Raw genomic sequence first — 15,098 nt, 5'->3', positions numbered from 1 at the left:
TTAAAATAGTCAATTTGACGAGTAAAGGTGATGCTAAATGGGAGAAAGACAGAAATGATAAGGTGGTTAGTTTAATACACGTTCAGTATAAATCTAAAAAAGCAAAAGGGTCTTGCGACCCCTCAATTACTCAAACGATGGCAGGGTGCCTCTAAAAATAGTAATTTTTTCGTGAGAGCAAGACAGCACCGCACGGAAGGCCACAGTGTATTAGTAATACATGAGGATCTGAGTACGGAGCTAACACAGCTATCGCGCAAAAAGTGCATTTTTAGAAGTGCCCTTAAGCTGTTTCAAGATTTTTCATGGTAAGCTTAATCCGACCACGATTATCAATATCCATTACCTTGACATTGACTTCCTGGCCTTCCTTTAAGTAATCACTTACTTTCTCTACGCGCTGGTTAGAAATCTGAGAAATATGTACTAAGCCTTCTTTACCTGGTAACACACTAACAAATGCACCAAAATCGACTACACGAGTCACCTTGCCTTGATAAATCTGACCTATTTCAGCTTCAGAGGTAATTTCCAATACCCGGTCTTCAGCTTTTTTGGCAGCGTCTTTATTCTCAGCAAATATTTTTATTTCACCGCTATCGTCAATGTCCACTGAAGCGCCAGTGTCTTCACAAATTGAACGAATAGTTGCACCACCTTTACCAATAACATCACGGATTTTATCCGAGTCAATTTTCATTGTTAGCATAGTGGGTGCATGTTCAGATAGTTCTGTGCGGCCTCTGCTGATGACTTTATTCATTTCTTCAAGAATATGTAAGCGAGCATCTCTTGCTTGCTCTAAAGCTAATTCCATAATCTCTTCAGTAATGCCTTGGATTTTAATATCCATTTGCAGTGCAGTAATCCCTTCAGAAGTACCCGCCACTTTAAAATCCATATCACCTAAGTGGTCTTCATCACCAAGAATATCCGTTAATACTGCAAACTTGCTATCTTCTTTAACCAGCCCCATCGCAATACCTGCAACGGGTGCTTTTAATGGTACACCAGCATCCATTAACGCCAGGCTGGCACCACATACTGAAGCCATTGAGCTTGAGCCATTTGACTCAGTAATTTCAGATACAACACGAACGGTATAAGGGAACTCATCACCCTTTGGTAACATTGCTTGAATACCACGACGCGCTAAACGACCATGACCAATTTCACGACGTCCAGTACCACCCATTCGACCACACTCACCTACAGAATAAGGTGGGAAATTATAGTGCATTAAGAAGTTGTCTTTTTTCTCACCTTCAAGAAAATCGATAATTTGCGCATCTCTGGTGGTACCAAGGGTGGTTACCACTAATGCTTGGGTTTCACCACGGGTGAATAAGGCTGAACCATGAGTCTTTGGCAATACACCAACTTCAACATTCAATGGGCGTACTGTTTTAGTGTCACGACCATCAATTCTTGGTAAGCCATTTACAACATTTTGCCTGACCAGCTTTTTCTCTAATGAGCCAAACGCAGCAATAACGTTGTTTGCAGTCACCCCAGCTTCATCATCAACATATTTTTCTATTGCTTGGTCACGCAAACCTGACAGACGATCATAGCGCTGCATTTTTTCTGTCACTTTATAAGCGTCTATTATCATCTGCTCAAAGTCAGCTTTAACCGCATCAGCCAGGGAAATATTTTCTTCAGCAGGCTGCCATTCCCATGGTGTCACTTGAACTTCCTGAGCAAATTCTTTAATGGCTTGAATAACAACCTGACACTCTTGGTGAGCATAGAGCACAGCCCCAAGCATTTCATCTTCGGTCAGCTCTTGCGCTTCAGACTCAACCATTAATACGGCTTCTGAAGTACCCGCTACCACCATGTCTAGCTCAGAGCGCTCAAGGTCTTTAAAACTTGGGTTTAAAATATAACCACGCTCTTCAACAAAACCTACCCGAGCAGCACCAATAGGGCCACTGAATGGCACACCAGATAGTGCTAACGCAGCTGAAGTACCAATCATTGCTGCAATATCAGGATCTTGTTTTTTATCAGTAGAGACTACAGTACAAATTACTTGTACTTCATTCATAAAGCCTTTTGGAAATAATGGGCGAATGGGGCGGTCAATTAAACGAGAAGTTAAGGTTTCTTTTTCACTTGGCCGTCCTTCACGCTTATGAAAGCCACCAGGAATTCTGCCTGCAGCATACATTTTTTCTTGGTAGTGAACAGATAGCGGGAAAAAATCTTGGCCTTCTTTCGCTGTTTTTGCAGCGACTACAGTGGTAAGTACAGCTAGCTCACCAATGGTAACCATCACTGCACCACTAGCCTGCCTTGCTACTCGGCCAGTTTCCATGGTGACAGTTTGATCACCAAATTGAAATGTCTTCTTTATTGGATTCACAGGATTATCCTTCTATAAATATCTAAAAATTCTTATTAATACTAAAAATTCTTACTAATAGTTGTTATTAGCTCTGTCTATACCATTTGGCTAGACCTTTCTGTAATGATGCTCATCATGCTGGCGGGGATGCAGAGGTTATAGCCAACGTCGGCGATTTTAGGTATGTCAGATAAATCTATTTTTTAAAAACGAAAACACCGCTAAAACAAAAATGTTTTAGCGGTGTATAGTACCGACTAAGCCTCATTTTACAGGCAGCCGATTGGCGCATAGCTTTACCTACGCCTGAATTACCGGCGCAGACCTAAACGCTTAATCAGAGTACGGTAGCGCTCAACATCTTTTCTCTTTAAATAATCAAGCAACTTACGACGTTGGTTAACCATACGAATCAGACCACGACGAGAGTGGTGGTCATGAATGTGAGTTTGAAAGTGAGATTGCAAACCTTCGATATTTGCAGTCAGCAAAGCAACCTGCACTTCTGGTGAACCAGTATCACCTTCTTTAACTTGATAATCTTTAATAACTTGCGCTTTTTTCTCAGCAGACAACATTGCAATTTCCTCAATATGCAGTAGTCAATTTATTAATGCTTTAGTTGCATCAGTTTACAAAAGCAGCCATGCATATTTACAGCCGCTTACATGCTTGCCTGATAATCATAGATACCAAGCGAGCGTATTCTAACAAAGAATCAATTCTTATCCAGTAGTGTTTACAACATTTGTTTTGATAAGTCGCCTAGGTGCAACTCGGCCTTCGTCATCAATTTCACCAATTCCGATAAACTGTCGCTGCTCACCTAAATAAAGCCGAACCCAGCCACTCGTTGGTGCCTTAGATACCGTGACTGGCTGCCCCTGTTGTACATAAAAACCTGTCGCTTCGGTAAGAAGCACTTCAGGCCAATGCATCACAGCTGTATCGACTGGTAATAGCAGCTCATCTAAAGCCTGATGACCACCTTCATCACGTATTTGTTGTAACTGCTCAAACGTGTACAGCTGCTCTTCATCATAAGGCCCTGCACTAAAACGGCGTAGCTCACTAACATAGCCACCACATCCTAGCTGCTCACCAATATCTTCAACCAAAGAACGAATATAGGTGCCCTTACTGCAAAGTACTTCCAGTTTTAATTCAGGAGACTGGTACTGTAATTTTTTCAGTGAATAGATACGTACTGTACGGGCTTTTCGCTCTATCTCTACCCCTTGTCGGGCTAGTTTATAGAGTGGCTGGCCATCCACTTTAATGGCCGAGTACATAGAAGGTATTTGCTGAATTTCACCCATAAACTGAGGCAGCACACTATCTATTTGCGCTTCAGAAATATCAGCCACTGGTTTTTGCTCAATTATTTCACCTTCCGCATCACCTGTCGTGGTCTTTGCGCCCAGGGTTGCAGTGGTCCGATAGCCTTTATCAGCATCTAATAAATACTGAGAATATTTAGTAGCCTCACCTAAGCAAATAGGTAACACCCCTGTTGCCAGTGGATCGAGACTTCCCGTATGACCAGCCTTAGCGGCACCAAATAAGCGCTTTACTTGTTGCAACACTTGATTGGAAGTCAAACCCTGAGGTTTATCAGTCAGAATAATTCCACTAACAGGCCTGCCCCGTTGACGACGACGCCCCACTACTTACTCCGCTTCTTGATTGGTATTATCTTGTTCACCAGACTCAGCTGAACGATGCTGGCCATCAGCAGCCATCGCTTTATCTATTAAACTAGATAGATACCGCCCTCTGCTGATGCTGTCATCATAATAAAAGCTGAGCTGGGGTATTGTTCTTAGCTTGATGGACTTTGCGAGCACTGAACGCAAGAAGCCTGCCGCATGATTTAATACCGCTAACTTTTCATCGACTGGTTGCTGGTCATCTATTGCCAAGAAGGTGACATAAACTTTTGCATAAGCTAAGTCTTTAGACACTTCTACTGCACTGACCGTGACCATACCCAAACGAGGATCTTTAATTTCAAGCTGAATCAGACTGGCTAGCTCACGCTTAATCTGATCAGAAACACGCTGGGTTCGGCTATATTCTCTTGCCATTCAAATATTGCTCTCTAACTCTTACTTTAAAGGGAACGCTCCACTTCGATAGACTTATAAACCTCTATCTTGTCGCCTTCTTTAACATCTGTGTAATTCTTAACGCCAATACCACACTCCATACCATTACGGACTTCATTAACGTCATCTTTATAACGGCGCAGCGACTCAAGCTCTCCCTCATAAATAACGATGTTATCCCGCAATACTCTGATACGCTCATTACGGAAAACAATACCTTCAACCACCATACAGCCCGCAATCAAGCCAAACTTAGGTGACCTGAAGATATCTCTTACTTCTGCCACACCAACAATTTGCTCTCTAAATTCAGCTTTTAGCATACCTGTCAGAGCTTTCTTCACATCATCAATGATGTCATAGATAACACTGTAGTAGCGCATATCAAGCTCTTCAGTTTCAACAATTTTTCTTGCCGTTGCATCGGCACGAACGTTAAAACCAAAAATAACGGCACTAGAAGCAAGTGCTAAGTTGGCATCTGTTTCAGTGATTCCACCTACGCCACTTGAGACGACTTTTACTTCAACTTCTTCATTACCTAAATCAGTTAGTGCAGAAGTTAACGCTTCCAGCGAGCCTCGTACGTCAGCTTTAAGGACAATATTAAGTGTTTTCTTCTCATCACTGCCCATGCTGGCAAACATACTTTCCAGCTTAGCCGCTTGTTGACGAGCCAGCTTCACTTCACGGAACTTACCTTGCCTGAATAGGGCTATTTCACGTGCTTTTTTCTCGTCTTTAACAACAAGTAGCTCATCACCCGCATCCGGAGTACCGTCAAGGCCTAAAATTTCTACTGGAATGGAAGGGCCTGCTTCTTTTACCTGAACACCGACCTCATTAAGCATCGCGCGCACACGACCATACTGTTGACCAACCAGCACGTTATCACCTTGGCGCAAGGTACCATTCTGAACCAGTACAGTGGCAACTGGTCCACGCCCTTTATCTAAGCGAGACTCAACAACCACACCACGTCCAGGTGAATCTGGAGCTGCTTTTAGCTCAAGTAATTCAGACTGAAGCAGCACACCTTCCAGTAGCTCACTAATACCATCACCAGTATGAGCTGATACAGGGATCATTTGGGTATCACCACCCCAGTCTTCAGGGATGACGTCTCTCGCCGCAAGCTCGTTTTTAACACGATCTGGATCAGCATCAGGCTTATCCATTTTGTTGATCGCTACAACAATTGGCACTTCTGCCGCTTTAGCGTGTTGAATGGCTTCCTCTGTTTGTGGCATCACACCATCATCTGCAGCTACAACCAAAATAACAACATCAGTTGCTTTTGCACCGCGCGCCCGCATTGCTGTAAATGCAGCGTGACCTGGGGTATCAAGGAAGGTAATAAAATTATCACCTGACTTCACATGATAGGCACCAATGTGCTGAGTGATGCCACCTGCTTCACCTGACTGAACCCGACTCTTACGGATGTAGTCCAGCAACGAGGTTTTACCATGGTCGACGTGCCCCATAACAGTGACTACTGGTGCACGATTAGCTTCTTCACCAATAGTCTGCTTAAGCTCTTCTTCCAGGCTATCTTCAATAGCATCAGCTTTAACCAACTTCACTTTGTGGCCCATTTCTTCTACCACAACTGCTGCAGTGTCCTGATCTATTACCTGGTTAATAGTAACCATTGAGCCCATTTTGAACATGGCTTTGATTACTTCTGCCGCCTTCACTGACATTTTCTGTGCTAGCTCGGCAACAGTAATTGTTTCAGGTAGGCTAACCTCATGAATAACCGGTTGAGTTGGCATCGCAAAACCATGAACATTTGGCTTTGAAGCAACCAGTTTCGGCTTTTTAGCCTTACCCTTTGAATCTCGACGACCAGCCGGCTTTCTCCGTCCTATACCTTCATCGTCGTCGAAACTATCTCCTCCTCGCTCAAAGCGACCACGCCCTTTACGTTTACCTGCAGGAGCAGATGCTTTGTCTGGGCCACCGCCTTTTTTACCTTTACCTTTGCCACGACCTGCATCAGCCTGCGCTTCTATATCAGCGGGCGTTGTTGTAGGCACAGCCGCTGGAGCTGCATCAGGGCGTTTTTCCCGCTTAGGCTTTGATGGCTTAGTATCTTGTTGACGAGCACTTTCTTGCTGACGGCCCCCGTCTTTTTTCTTACTGGCTTCAGCTTCTGTTTTCGCTTTTTTCTCTTGCTGGCGCTTTTCTTCGACTAACTTCTCTTGCTCAGCTTCTTCAGTAAGGCGTTTTTTCTCTGCTTCAATTTCAGCAACAAGATTTCGCTTTACATAAGTCCGTTTTTTACGAACCTCTACATTAACTGTTTTGCTTTTACCTTGACCAGAAACCTTTAGCTGACTTACTGTCTTACGCTTAATGGTGATTTTTTTCGGCTCTGCGGAAGAACCACCATGACTTTGTTTTAAATAAGCTAATAAAGCTTGCTTTTCTTTATCTGATACAACTTGCTCTGGACTGGTTTGTGGTAATCCAGCCTCACTCATTTGCTTTAATAAACGCTCAACTGGAGCGCCGACTACTAAGGCTAGTTGTTCTACTGTCACTTCTGCCATCAACTAATCTCCTCTCCCCGTGGTTATTACTGTTGCTGCCCGTCTTCAAACCACGGTGCTCGCGCAGTCATAATTAATTCACCAGCTTGTGTCTCATCAATGCCTTCAATCTCTAACAAATCATCAATTGATTGTTCAGCAAGATCTTCCATGGTGATAATTCCTTTACTGGCCAGTTCATAGGCCAAGTGTTTATCCATACCATCCATTTCTAATAAATCTTGCGCTGGCTGAGCACTTTCTAGCTGTTCTTCAGAAGCAATTGCCTGGGTGAGTAGTTTGTCTTTTGCCCGTTGACGCAGCTCGTTGACAATCTCTTCATCAAAACCATCAATCTCTAACATTTCTTCCTGCGGCACATAGGCCACTTCTTCAAGGCTGGTAAAGCCTTCTTCAACCAATAGCTCAGCAACTTCATGATCAACATCCAGTTGCTGAACAAACTGGCCAACAATATCACCTGTCTCTTGAGCTTGCTTTTTACTCGCCTCTTCTTCAGTCATAACATTGAGAGTCCAACCAGTTAGCTCACTAGCTAGTCGAACGTTTTGGCCATTACGACCAATTGCCTGTGCCAGGTTATCTTCTGCCACTGCAATATCCATTGCGTGAGTATCTTCATCTACAATAATGGAAGCTACCTCAGCAGGAGACATTGCATTGATAACTAACTGAGCGGGGTTATCGTCCCAAAGTACGATATCAATCCGCTCGTTCCCCAGCTCTCCTGATACAGCCTGAACCCTAGCACCGCGCATACCAACACAAGCACCTACGGGATCAATTCGACCATCATTGGTTTTGACGGCAATTTTCGCTCTGGAGCCTGGATCCCTAGCTGCACCTTTAACTTCAATTACTTCTTCTGCTATCTCAGGCACTTCAATCTTAAATAGCTCAATCAGCATTTCAGAACAGGCTCGGCTCAGCATTAACTGTGGGCCACGATTTTCTTTACGAATATCGTAGAGTAAGGCTCTCACTCGCGTACCAACCCGAAAAGATTCCCGAGGAATTAGCTGGTCTCTAGCTAATAAAGCTTCTGCATTATTACCTAAATCAACAATAATATTGTCACGCGTCACTTTTTTAACTGTGCCACTAACCAGATCACCTAATTTCTCGCGATAAGCCTCAACAATTTGAGCTCGCTCAGCCTCTCTTACTTTCTGAACAATAACCTGTTTAGCCGTTTGGGCAGCGATTCGGCCAAACTCGACAGACTCAATTTGTTCTTCCCAGTAATCACCAGCATGCAATGAGGTATCTTTCTCCTGAGCTTCATCAACTGTTAATTGTGTGCCTGGACTGTCAAAATCTTCATCTTCCACAACAGACCAACGACGAAAAGTGTCGTAATCGCCTGTCGCACGATTAATAGCAACTCTGACATCCATCTCAGAGTCATAGCGTTTTTTGGTTGCAGTTGCCAAAGCAACCTCTATTGCCTCAAAGATGACTTCTGGCGGTACCCCTTTCTCATTGGATACCGAGTCGACAACTAACAGAATCTCTTTACTCATGTTACGCCTCGCATTTTGCCCAAGCTGCCCAGTAGCGCCTGACTAGAGAAAATCTTTATCAAAACTCAGGAACAATATTAGCCTTTTCGATTGAAGTTATTGGCAATAGATATTCATGCTCATCAACTTGTAACACAATATCATCTTCTTCTATGCCATTGATCCTGCCAACAAACTTACGCTTCCCCTCAAAAGGGGCATTTAATTTCAAACTGACTTTGCTACCAGTGAAGCGTTGAAAATGAGCTAAGTTGAACAGTCGCCGATCAAGTCCAGGTGAAGAAACTTCTAAGGTATATTCACCAGTAATTGGATCTTCAACATCAAGAATACTACTTACTTGACGACTAACCTGTTCGCAGTCTTCTAAGCTAATGCCAGCCTCACTTTCAATAAAAACTCGTAGTTTAGAGTGCTTACCTTGGGTGAAAAACTCAATTCCCCAAAGCTCAAAGCCTAAGCTATCAATAGCTGGCTCGATCAACTCCGCTAACGCATCATGTTGTTTGCTCACTGTTTTATACCTGTTTAGCAGGCCTTCATGGCAGCAATAAAAAAAGGGCCTAACGCCCAATCTCAAAATACAGCAGCAGTCAGCTTTTACTGAGCTGAACTCTTACTACAGTTAATAAAAAACCCCTTAAAAAAGGGGTTCTTATAAATATGGTAGCGGGGGCTGGATTTGAACCAACGACCTTCGGGTTATGAGCCCGACGAGCTACCAGACTGCTCCACCCCGCAATAGCGACCAAAATTATATCAGTTATAAACTCATGGTCAACTGTTTGAAAAATAAGATATGAAACTTGAACTGCTGGTGCCGAAGGCCGGACTTGAACCGGCACGGCTAGAAGCCACTACCCCCTCAAGATAGCGTGTCTACCAATTCCACCACTTCGGCTTTTACTGTTCAGAATTCACTTCAGATGAAGGGCTTTCTGTTGAGTCTACTGTAGCTGAGGTAGTATCTGATCCAGCTTGTTCAGTACCAGCTTGATCTGAAGAACCACTCCCCTCAGAAGCGGGGGTAGATTCTGCTTCATTTACCCCCTCTGCGTCAAGCGCTGGCACATCGTTTTCTAAAGATTTTTTCTCTACACTCTCATCTAAAGTAGGCACATCGGTTTCAACTGCAGGCTGTTCAGTAATGACGGTGCTCTCTAACGGATCAGTAACACCTTCATCTGCCTTATGTTTTGCAAACAATGCTAAAGAAAAACTCGTAATAAAAAATACGGTTGCCAGAATAGCTGTCACTCTTGTTAAGAAGTTACCAGCTCCCTGACTACCAAAAATGGTTTGCGATGCTCCGCCACCAAATGACGCACCAGCCTCTGCCCCCTTACCTTGTTGTAATAGGATTAAGCCAATCAAGGCTAGCGCAGCCAATACATGACCAATTAAAATTAATGTCTCCATTTAATTACCTGCAGCTCGACAAATCGCAAAAAACTCTTCAGCCTGCAATGAGGCACCACCAACTAAACCACCATCAATGTCAGGCATCGCAAAAAGCTGCCCAGCATTATCCGACTTTACACTACCACCATACAACACTTTAACACTATCAGCCCGTTCAGCGAGCAGCTCTCTAAGCTGAAACCGAATAAACTCATGCATTTCTTGAGCTTGTTCTGGTGAGGCTGTTTCTCCAGTCCCTATTGCCCAAATTGGCTCATAAGCAATAATGAAGGAGCCTCTTAATTCTTCTAAGCTCAATGCTTGCAGTTGTTTTTTTATCACAATTTGAGCGTTACCTTGCTGCCGCTCTTCCAGTGACTCACCAATACAGATAACTGGCACCAACCCACCAGCTACAACTGCCTTACACTTTTCAGCCACTTGCTGGTCTGTTTCTTTAAATATTACCCTTCTTTCAGAGTGCCCAATAATGACATATTGCACTCCAAATTCCTGCAACATTTTAAGTGAAACTTCGCCTGTGTAAGCACCCACAGAATACTCTGAAGCATTTTGCGCACCCAATTGAATATTGCTACTTTCAATTAACTGTTCAACTTGTGCTAAATAAGGTGCAGGCGGACAAATTACAATAGTTGTTGCTTGCTGCCCAACCAGCTGCTTTTTAAGCCCACTAACCAAGTTAGCATTAGCAGCTAAGCCGCCATTCATCTTCCAATTAGCAATTACAATTGGTGTTCGCATGATACCTACACTGTTTTTGGGGCAGGAATGTTACCCCATGATTCATTCGCAGACAATAAACAAAGTTATTATCAGTACTTTATAGCTTAGGCCAGGTAGTAGATTTTCTACTCAAGTACAACTGCTTCTTTAACTGCGTCCGCAAGCTGACTAACTAACATATTAACTTTTAGCTCGTCCTCACCTTCAACCATTACCCGAATAACAGGCTCCGTACCAGAAGGCCTTAACAAAACTCTTCCCTTTCCTGACAGCTCAGCTTCTACCTCGCTTACAGCAGCTTGAATCTGAGTATTTTTGGCAATATCTACTTTATTTGTCAGTTTAACATTAACCATTTTCTGAGGGAATTTACACATCTGCTGCTTTACTTCAAACAACGATAACTGCCTTGATTGTAATGCTTTTAAAACCTGCAAAGCAGAAACAATACCATCACCAGTTGTTGCTACATCTCGACATATAATGTGGCCAGAAGACTCTCCACCTAAATACCAACCCTTTGCAAGCAGCATTTCATTGACATAGCGATCGCCCACTTTTGCTCTAGCAAAAGGTATATTCATTTCTGACAAGGCTAGTTCCATACCAAGATTCGTCATCAAGGTACCAACTACTCCTCCATGCAGTACTTGTTGGTGAGCCTGACTACTGGCAATAATAAATAACAGCTCATCACCATCTACAGCTTGCCCCTGATGATCAACCATCATCACCCGATCACCATCGCCATCAAAAGCAATACCTAGATCAGCTTTTTCTTCTATTACTTTTTGCTGCAAAGCAGTTAAATGGGTAGAACCAACTCCCTTATTAATATTGATACCATTTGGCTCTACTCCTATCGAGACAACTTCAGCCCCCAACTCTCCAAAAACGGCAGGCCCAACATGATAGGTAGCTCCATTAGCGGCATCAACAACAATTTTCAACCCACTAAGATCAAGATTACCTGCTACCGTGCCTTTGCAATACTCAATATAACGCCCTGCAGCATCATTAATTCGAGTCGCCTTTCCCAGCATACCAGAGTCAACACATTTAACCTCTTGCTCCAGCATTGCTTCAATGGCCAGCTCGACATGATCGCCTAGTTTTGTCCCAGTAGCGGAAAAAAACTTAATACCATTATCTTGGTATGGATTGTGGGATGCACTAATAACAATACCAGCATGCGCATTAAAGGTTCTGGTTAAATAAGCAATGGCAGGCGTTGGCATCGGCCCTAGCAAACTGACATCAACACCAGCGGCTGATAGTCCTGCCTCCAAAGCAGCCTCAAACATATAGCCAGAAATACGCGTATCCTTACCAATCAAAATTTTGCCTCTACCCTCTTGGGCAAATACTTTCCCTGCAGCCCAGCCCAGCTTTAACATAAAGTCTGGAGTAATGGGGTATTGTCCAACCTGGCCTCGAATACCATCAGTTCCAAAGTATTTTTTTTTCATCTTTGCAGCCACAAATAACAGTTAAAATAAGAATTCCTATACTAATTTGCCCCTTGAATAGCCTGGACTAATTTCAAGCAATCTACACTCGCAGCTACATCATGCACTCTAAAAATACTACCACCTTGCAAGTAGCACCAAAGATTAACTGCCAGCGTACCATACAGTCGATCATCCACGTCTTTATTCAAAATAGCGCCAATCATGGATTTTCTTGACACTCCAATCAATATTGGTAACTCAAGTTTTTTCAAGTCTGCTAAATGCTTCGCCAAATTAAAGTTATGCTCTACAGTTTTTCCAAAGCCAAAACCCGGATCAAGAATTAATCGTGACCGACTAATTCCAATTGCCTCACAAGCTTTGATCCGAGTAAGCAAAAACTGTTTTACATCATCAACCACAGAGGAGTAGTAGGGATTTTCCTGCATACTGCCTGGCTCACCCTGCATGTGCATCAAGCAAATTGGCAGACTGGTATTAGCTGCAGCCTGTAAAGCGCCATCACACTGCAAAGCCCTCACATCATTTATCAAACCAGCCCCTTTATTCTCTGCTTCAGTAATTACGACTGGGGTACTTGTATCTACTGACACAACCACATCAAGCTGCTGGGTAATTTTCTCGACAACAGGAATAACTCGATCCAACTCTTCAGCAACACTAACTGGCTTTGCACCAGGTCGAGTTGATTCCCCTCCAACATCAATGATGCTAGCCCCCTCTTTTACCATTTTCTCAGCTTGAGCCAAGGCCTGATCCAGGTATTTATAGGAACCTCCATCATAAAAGGAGTCTGGTGTTACATTGAGAACCCCCATTACATGAGGGTGGCTCAAATCAAGAAAGCGATTACCACAAGCTAATAGCTGAGTCATGGTGTGATTTCAGAAGTTTATTTGTTACTTAGAAAGGAGGGCTCAAAGTAAAAAGCAAAGGCGAGCATTAATGCTCGCCAGCGGGTCCACCTATAGAAGGGTCTGGTGCTTTTGTTTCTTTATCTTGAGGCTTTTTATCAAGATCAGTCACAGCACCTCCTCCCGATGAATCTCCATCATGCCAGCCGGCTGGGGGGCGAGGTTTTTTGCCAGCCATGATGTCATCAATTTGCTGAGTATCAATAGTCTCATACTGCATCAATGCTTCAGCCATTAAATCCAGTTTATCTCTGTTTTCCTTTAGGATTTTTTCTGCTGTCGCATAGCACTCATCAATCAAAGAGCGCACTTCTTCATCAATAATACGTGCAGTTTGAGGCGATACATTCAAGCGTGAGCCTCCCTGGCTACGCCCCAAAAAGACTTCGCCTTCATCTTCATCATACATCAAAGGACCCAGCTTCTCAGACAAGCCCCACTTTGCGACCATGTTGCGAGCAATTTGAGTTGCACGCTGGATATCATTGGATGCACCGGTAGTAACACCGTTTGCACCAAGCGTCATCTCTTCAGCAATTCGCCCACCAAATAAGCTACATATCTGACTAGTTAGTGCTTGCTTACTTTGACTGTAACGATCTTCCTCAGGCAAGAACATGGTAACGCCCAACGCTCTACCTCTTGGAATAATAGTCACTTTATAAACAGGGTCATGCTCAGGTACCAAGCGCCCAACAATCGCGTGACCAGCTTCATGATAAGCAGTATTTAGCTTTTCTTTCTCGCTCATCACCATGGACTTGCGCTCAGCACCCATCATAATTTTATCTTTAGCCAGTTCAAATTCTTTCATTGAAACAGTGCGATTGTTTGCTCTTGCAGCAAATAAAGCCGCTTCATTAACCAGGTTGGCCAAGTCAGCTCCGGAAAATCCAGGAGTACCACGAGCAATAATCGATGGATTAACATCATCTGCTAAAGGTACTTTCCGCATATGCACCTTCAAAATTTGCTCACGACCACGAATATCTGGCAACGGCACAACTACTTGGCGATCAAAACGACCGGGCCTTAATAGCGCGGGATCAAGCACATCTGGACGGTTTGTTGCGGCAATGACAATCACACCTTCATTACCTTCAAAGCCATCCATTTCCACCAGCAATTGGTTAAGGGTTTGCTCTCTCTCATCGTGACCACCACCAAGACCAGCACCACGATGACGACCAACTGCATCAATTTCATCAATAAAGATAATACAGGGTGATTGCTTCTTAGCCTGGTCAAACATATCCCGAACCCGCGAAGCACCGACACCAACAAACATTTCGACAAAGTCAGAGCCAGAAATAGTAAAGAATGGTACTTTTGCTTCACCTGCAATAGCTTTAGCCAAGAGTGTTTTACCAGTACCTGGTGAGCCAACCATTAATACGCCACGAGGTATACGACCACCTAAGCGCTTGAACTTACCTGGATCACGCAAGAACTCTACCAGTTCTTGAACATCATCTTTGGCTTCATCAACACCAGCTACATCAGCAAAGGTAGTTTTAATCTGATCTTCACCAAGCAAGCGGGCCTTGCTTTTACCAAAACTCATTGGGCCACCACGACCTCCCGAACCACCTTGCATCTGACGCATGAAAAACATGAATACAGCAATGATGACTAAAATTGGGAAGCTAGCAACTAGCAGCTGAGTCCAAATACTTTGCTTTTCTAATGGTTTGGCTACTACTTCAACCTGATTAGACAACAAATCATCCATTAACTTGTTATCTTGAATAGTGGGAGGAAGGTTAGTCTCAAAACGTTCACTACCGTTCAATATACCCGTTACTGTAAAACCATCAATAACGACCTTACTAACCTGTTTATTTTCTACCAAATTGACAAACTGTGTATAGGTCAGCTCTTTGGTTGATGACTGCATGTTGCCGAAGTTTTTAAATACTGTCAGCAATACCAACGCGATTATTAGCCATAAAACTAAATTCTTTGCCATATCATTCAACGGGCTACCCTCTTCGAGCGAACAAGCCTAACAGTCACTCGGTC

General features: G+C 43.5%; 12 protein-coding genes and 2 tRNA genes. All 14 read right to left on the bottom strand.

Annotated elements, in window-relative coordinates; genetic code table 11:
* Positions 1-283: 283 nt before the first annotated feature.
* The 14 genes from pnp to ftsH all read right to left on the bottom strand — a co-directional run bounded on the left by pnp (position 284) and on the right by ftsH (position 15,045).
* Positions 284-2,371 carry a polyribonucleotide nucleotidyltransferase gene (pnp, locus tag OQE68_RS17410; protein WP_180570282.1) on the bottom strand — a complete coding sequence of 696 codons (2,088 nt, stop codon included), beginning with the start codon at positions 2,369-2,371 and terminating at the stop codon, positions 284-286.
* A gap of 293 nt (positions 2,372-2,664) precedes the next feature.
* On the bottom strand, positions 2,665-2,931 hold the full coding sequence (gene rpsO / locus OQE68_RS17405; protein WP_180570281.1) for a 30S ribosomal protein S15: 267 nt from the start codon (positions 2,929-2,931) through the stop codon (positions 2,665-2,667).
* 147 nt (positions 2,932-3,078) lie between these two features.
* Entirely contained in the window at positions 3,079-4,020 is a 942-nt protein-coding gene (gene truB, locus OQE68_RS17400) for a tRNA pseudouridine(55) synthase TruB (protein WP_180570280.1), read from the bottom strand.
* 3 nt (positions 4,021-4,023) lie between these two features.
* Positions 4,024-4,440, bottom strand: a complete 417-nt coding sequence (gene rbfA / locus OQE68_RS17395; RefSeq protein WP_180570279.1) for a 30S ribosome-binding factor RbfA — start codon at positions 4,438-4,440, stop codon at positions 4,024-4,026.
* A gap of 26 nt (positions 4,441-4,466) precedes the next feature.
* Positions 4,467-7,019 carry a translation initiation factor IF-2 gene (gene infB / locus OQE68_RS17390; RefSeq protein ID WP_180570278.1) on the bottom strand — a complete coding sequence of 851 codons (2,553 nt, stop codon included), beginning with the start codon at positions 7,017-7,019 and terminating at the stop codon, positions 4,467-4,469.
* 26 nt (positions 7,020-7,045) lie between these two features.
* Complete coding sequence (gene nusA / locus OQE68_RS17385; protein ID WP_180570277.1) at positions 7,046-8,542, bottom strand: transcription termination factor NusA; 1,497 nt, start codon at positions 8,540-8,542, stop codon at positions 7,046-7,048.
* 58 nt (positions 8,543-8,600) lie between these two features.
* Positions 8,601-9,056, bottom strand: a complete 456-nt coding sequence (gene rimP, locus OQE68_RS17380; protein ID WP_180570276.1) for a ribosome maturation factor RimP — start codon at positions 9,054-9,056, stop codon at positions 8,601-8,603.
* A 150-nt stretch (positions 9,057-9,206) separates the two neighbouring features.
* Positions 9,207-9,283, bottom strand: a tRNA-Met gene (locus OQE68_RS17375).
* A gap of 74 nt (positions 9,284-9,357) precedes the next feature.
* Positions 9,358-9,443: transfer RNA gene (locus OQE68_RS17370), tRNA-Leu, on the bottom strand.
* Positions 9,444-9,445: 2 nt separating this feature from the next.
* Positions 9,446-9,961, bottom strand: coding sequence for a preprotein translocase subunit SecG (gene secG / locus OQE68_RS30890; protein WP_180570275.1), 516 nt, complete (start codon positions 9,959-9,961; stop codon positions 9,446-9,448).
* Positions 9,962-10,708 carry a triose-phosphate isomerase gene (gene tpiA, locus OQE68_RS17360; protein ID WP_180570274.1) on the bottom strand — a complete coding sequence of 249 codons (747 nt, stop codon included), beginning with the start codon at positions 10,706-10,708 and terminating at the stop codon, positions 9,962-9,964.
* Positions 10,709-10,815: 107 nt separating this feature from the next.
* Positions 10,816-12,159: a phosphoglucosamine mutase gene (gene glmM, locus OQE68_RS17355; protein ID WP_180570273.1), complete on the bottom strand. Its 1,344-nt coding sequence runs from the start codon at positions 12,157-12,159 to the stop codon at positions 10,816-10,818.
* A gap of 41 nt (positions 12,160-12,200) precedes the next feature.
* Positions 12,201-13,037, bottom strand: a complete 837-nt coding sequence (gene folP / locus OQE68_RS17350) for a dihydropteroate synthase (RefSeq protein WP_180570272.1) — start codon at positions 13,035-13,037, stop codon at positions 12,201-12,203.
* 67 nt (positions 13,038-13,104) lie between these two features.
* Positions 13,105-15,045, bottom strand: a complete 1,941-nt coding sequence (gene ftsH / locus OQE68_RS17345) for an ATP-dependent zinc metalloprotease FtsH (protein ID WP_180570271.1) — start codon at positions 15,043-15,045, stop codon at positions 13,105-13,107.
* Positions 15,046-15,098: the final 53 nt, after the last annotated feature.

This window comes from Spartinivicinus marinus (assembly GCF_026309355.1).
In the GTDB taxonomy this organism is placed as follows: domain Bacteria; phylum Pseudomonadota; class Gammaproteobacteria; order Pseudomonadales; family Zooshikellaceae; genus Spartinivicinus; species Spartinivicinus marinus.
Note: the sequence above shows the minus strand (reverse complement) of the source record. Positions and strands in the feature narration are given on the sequence as shown.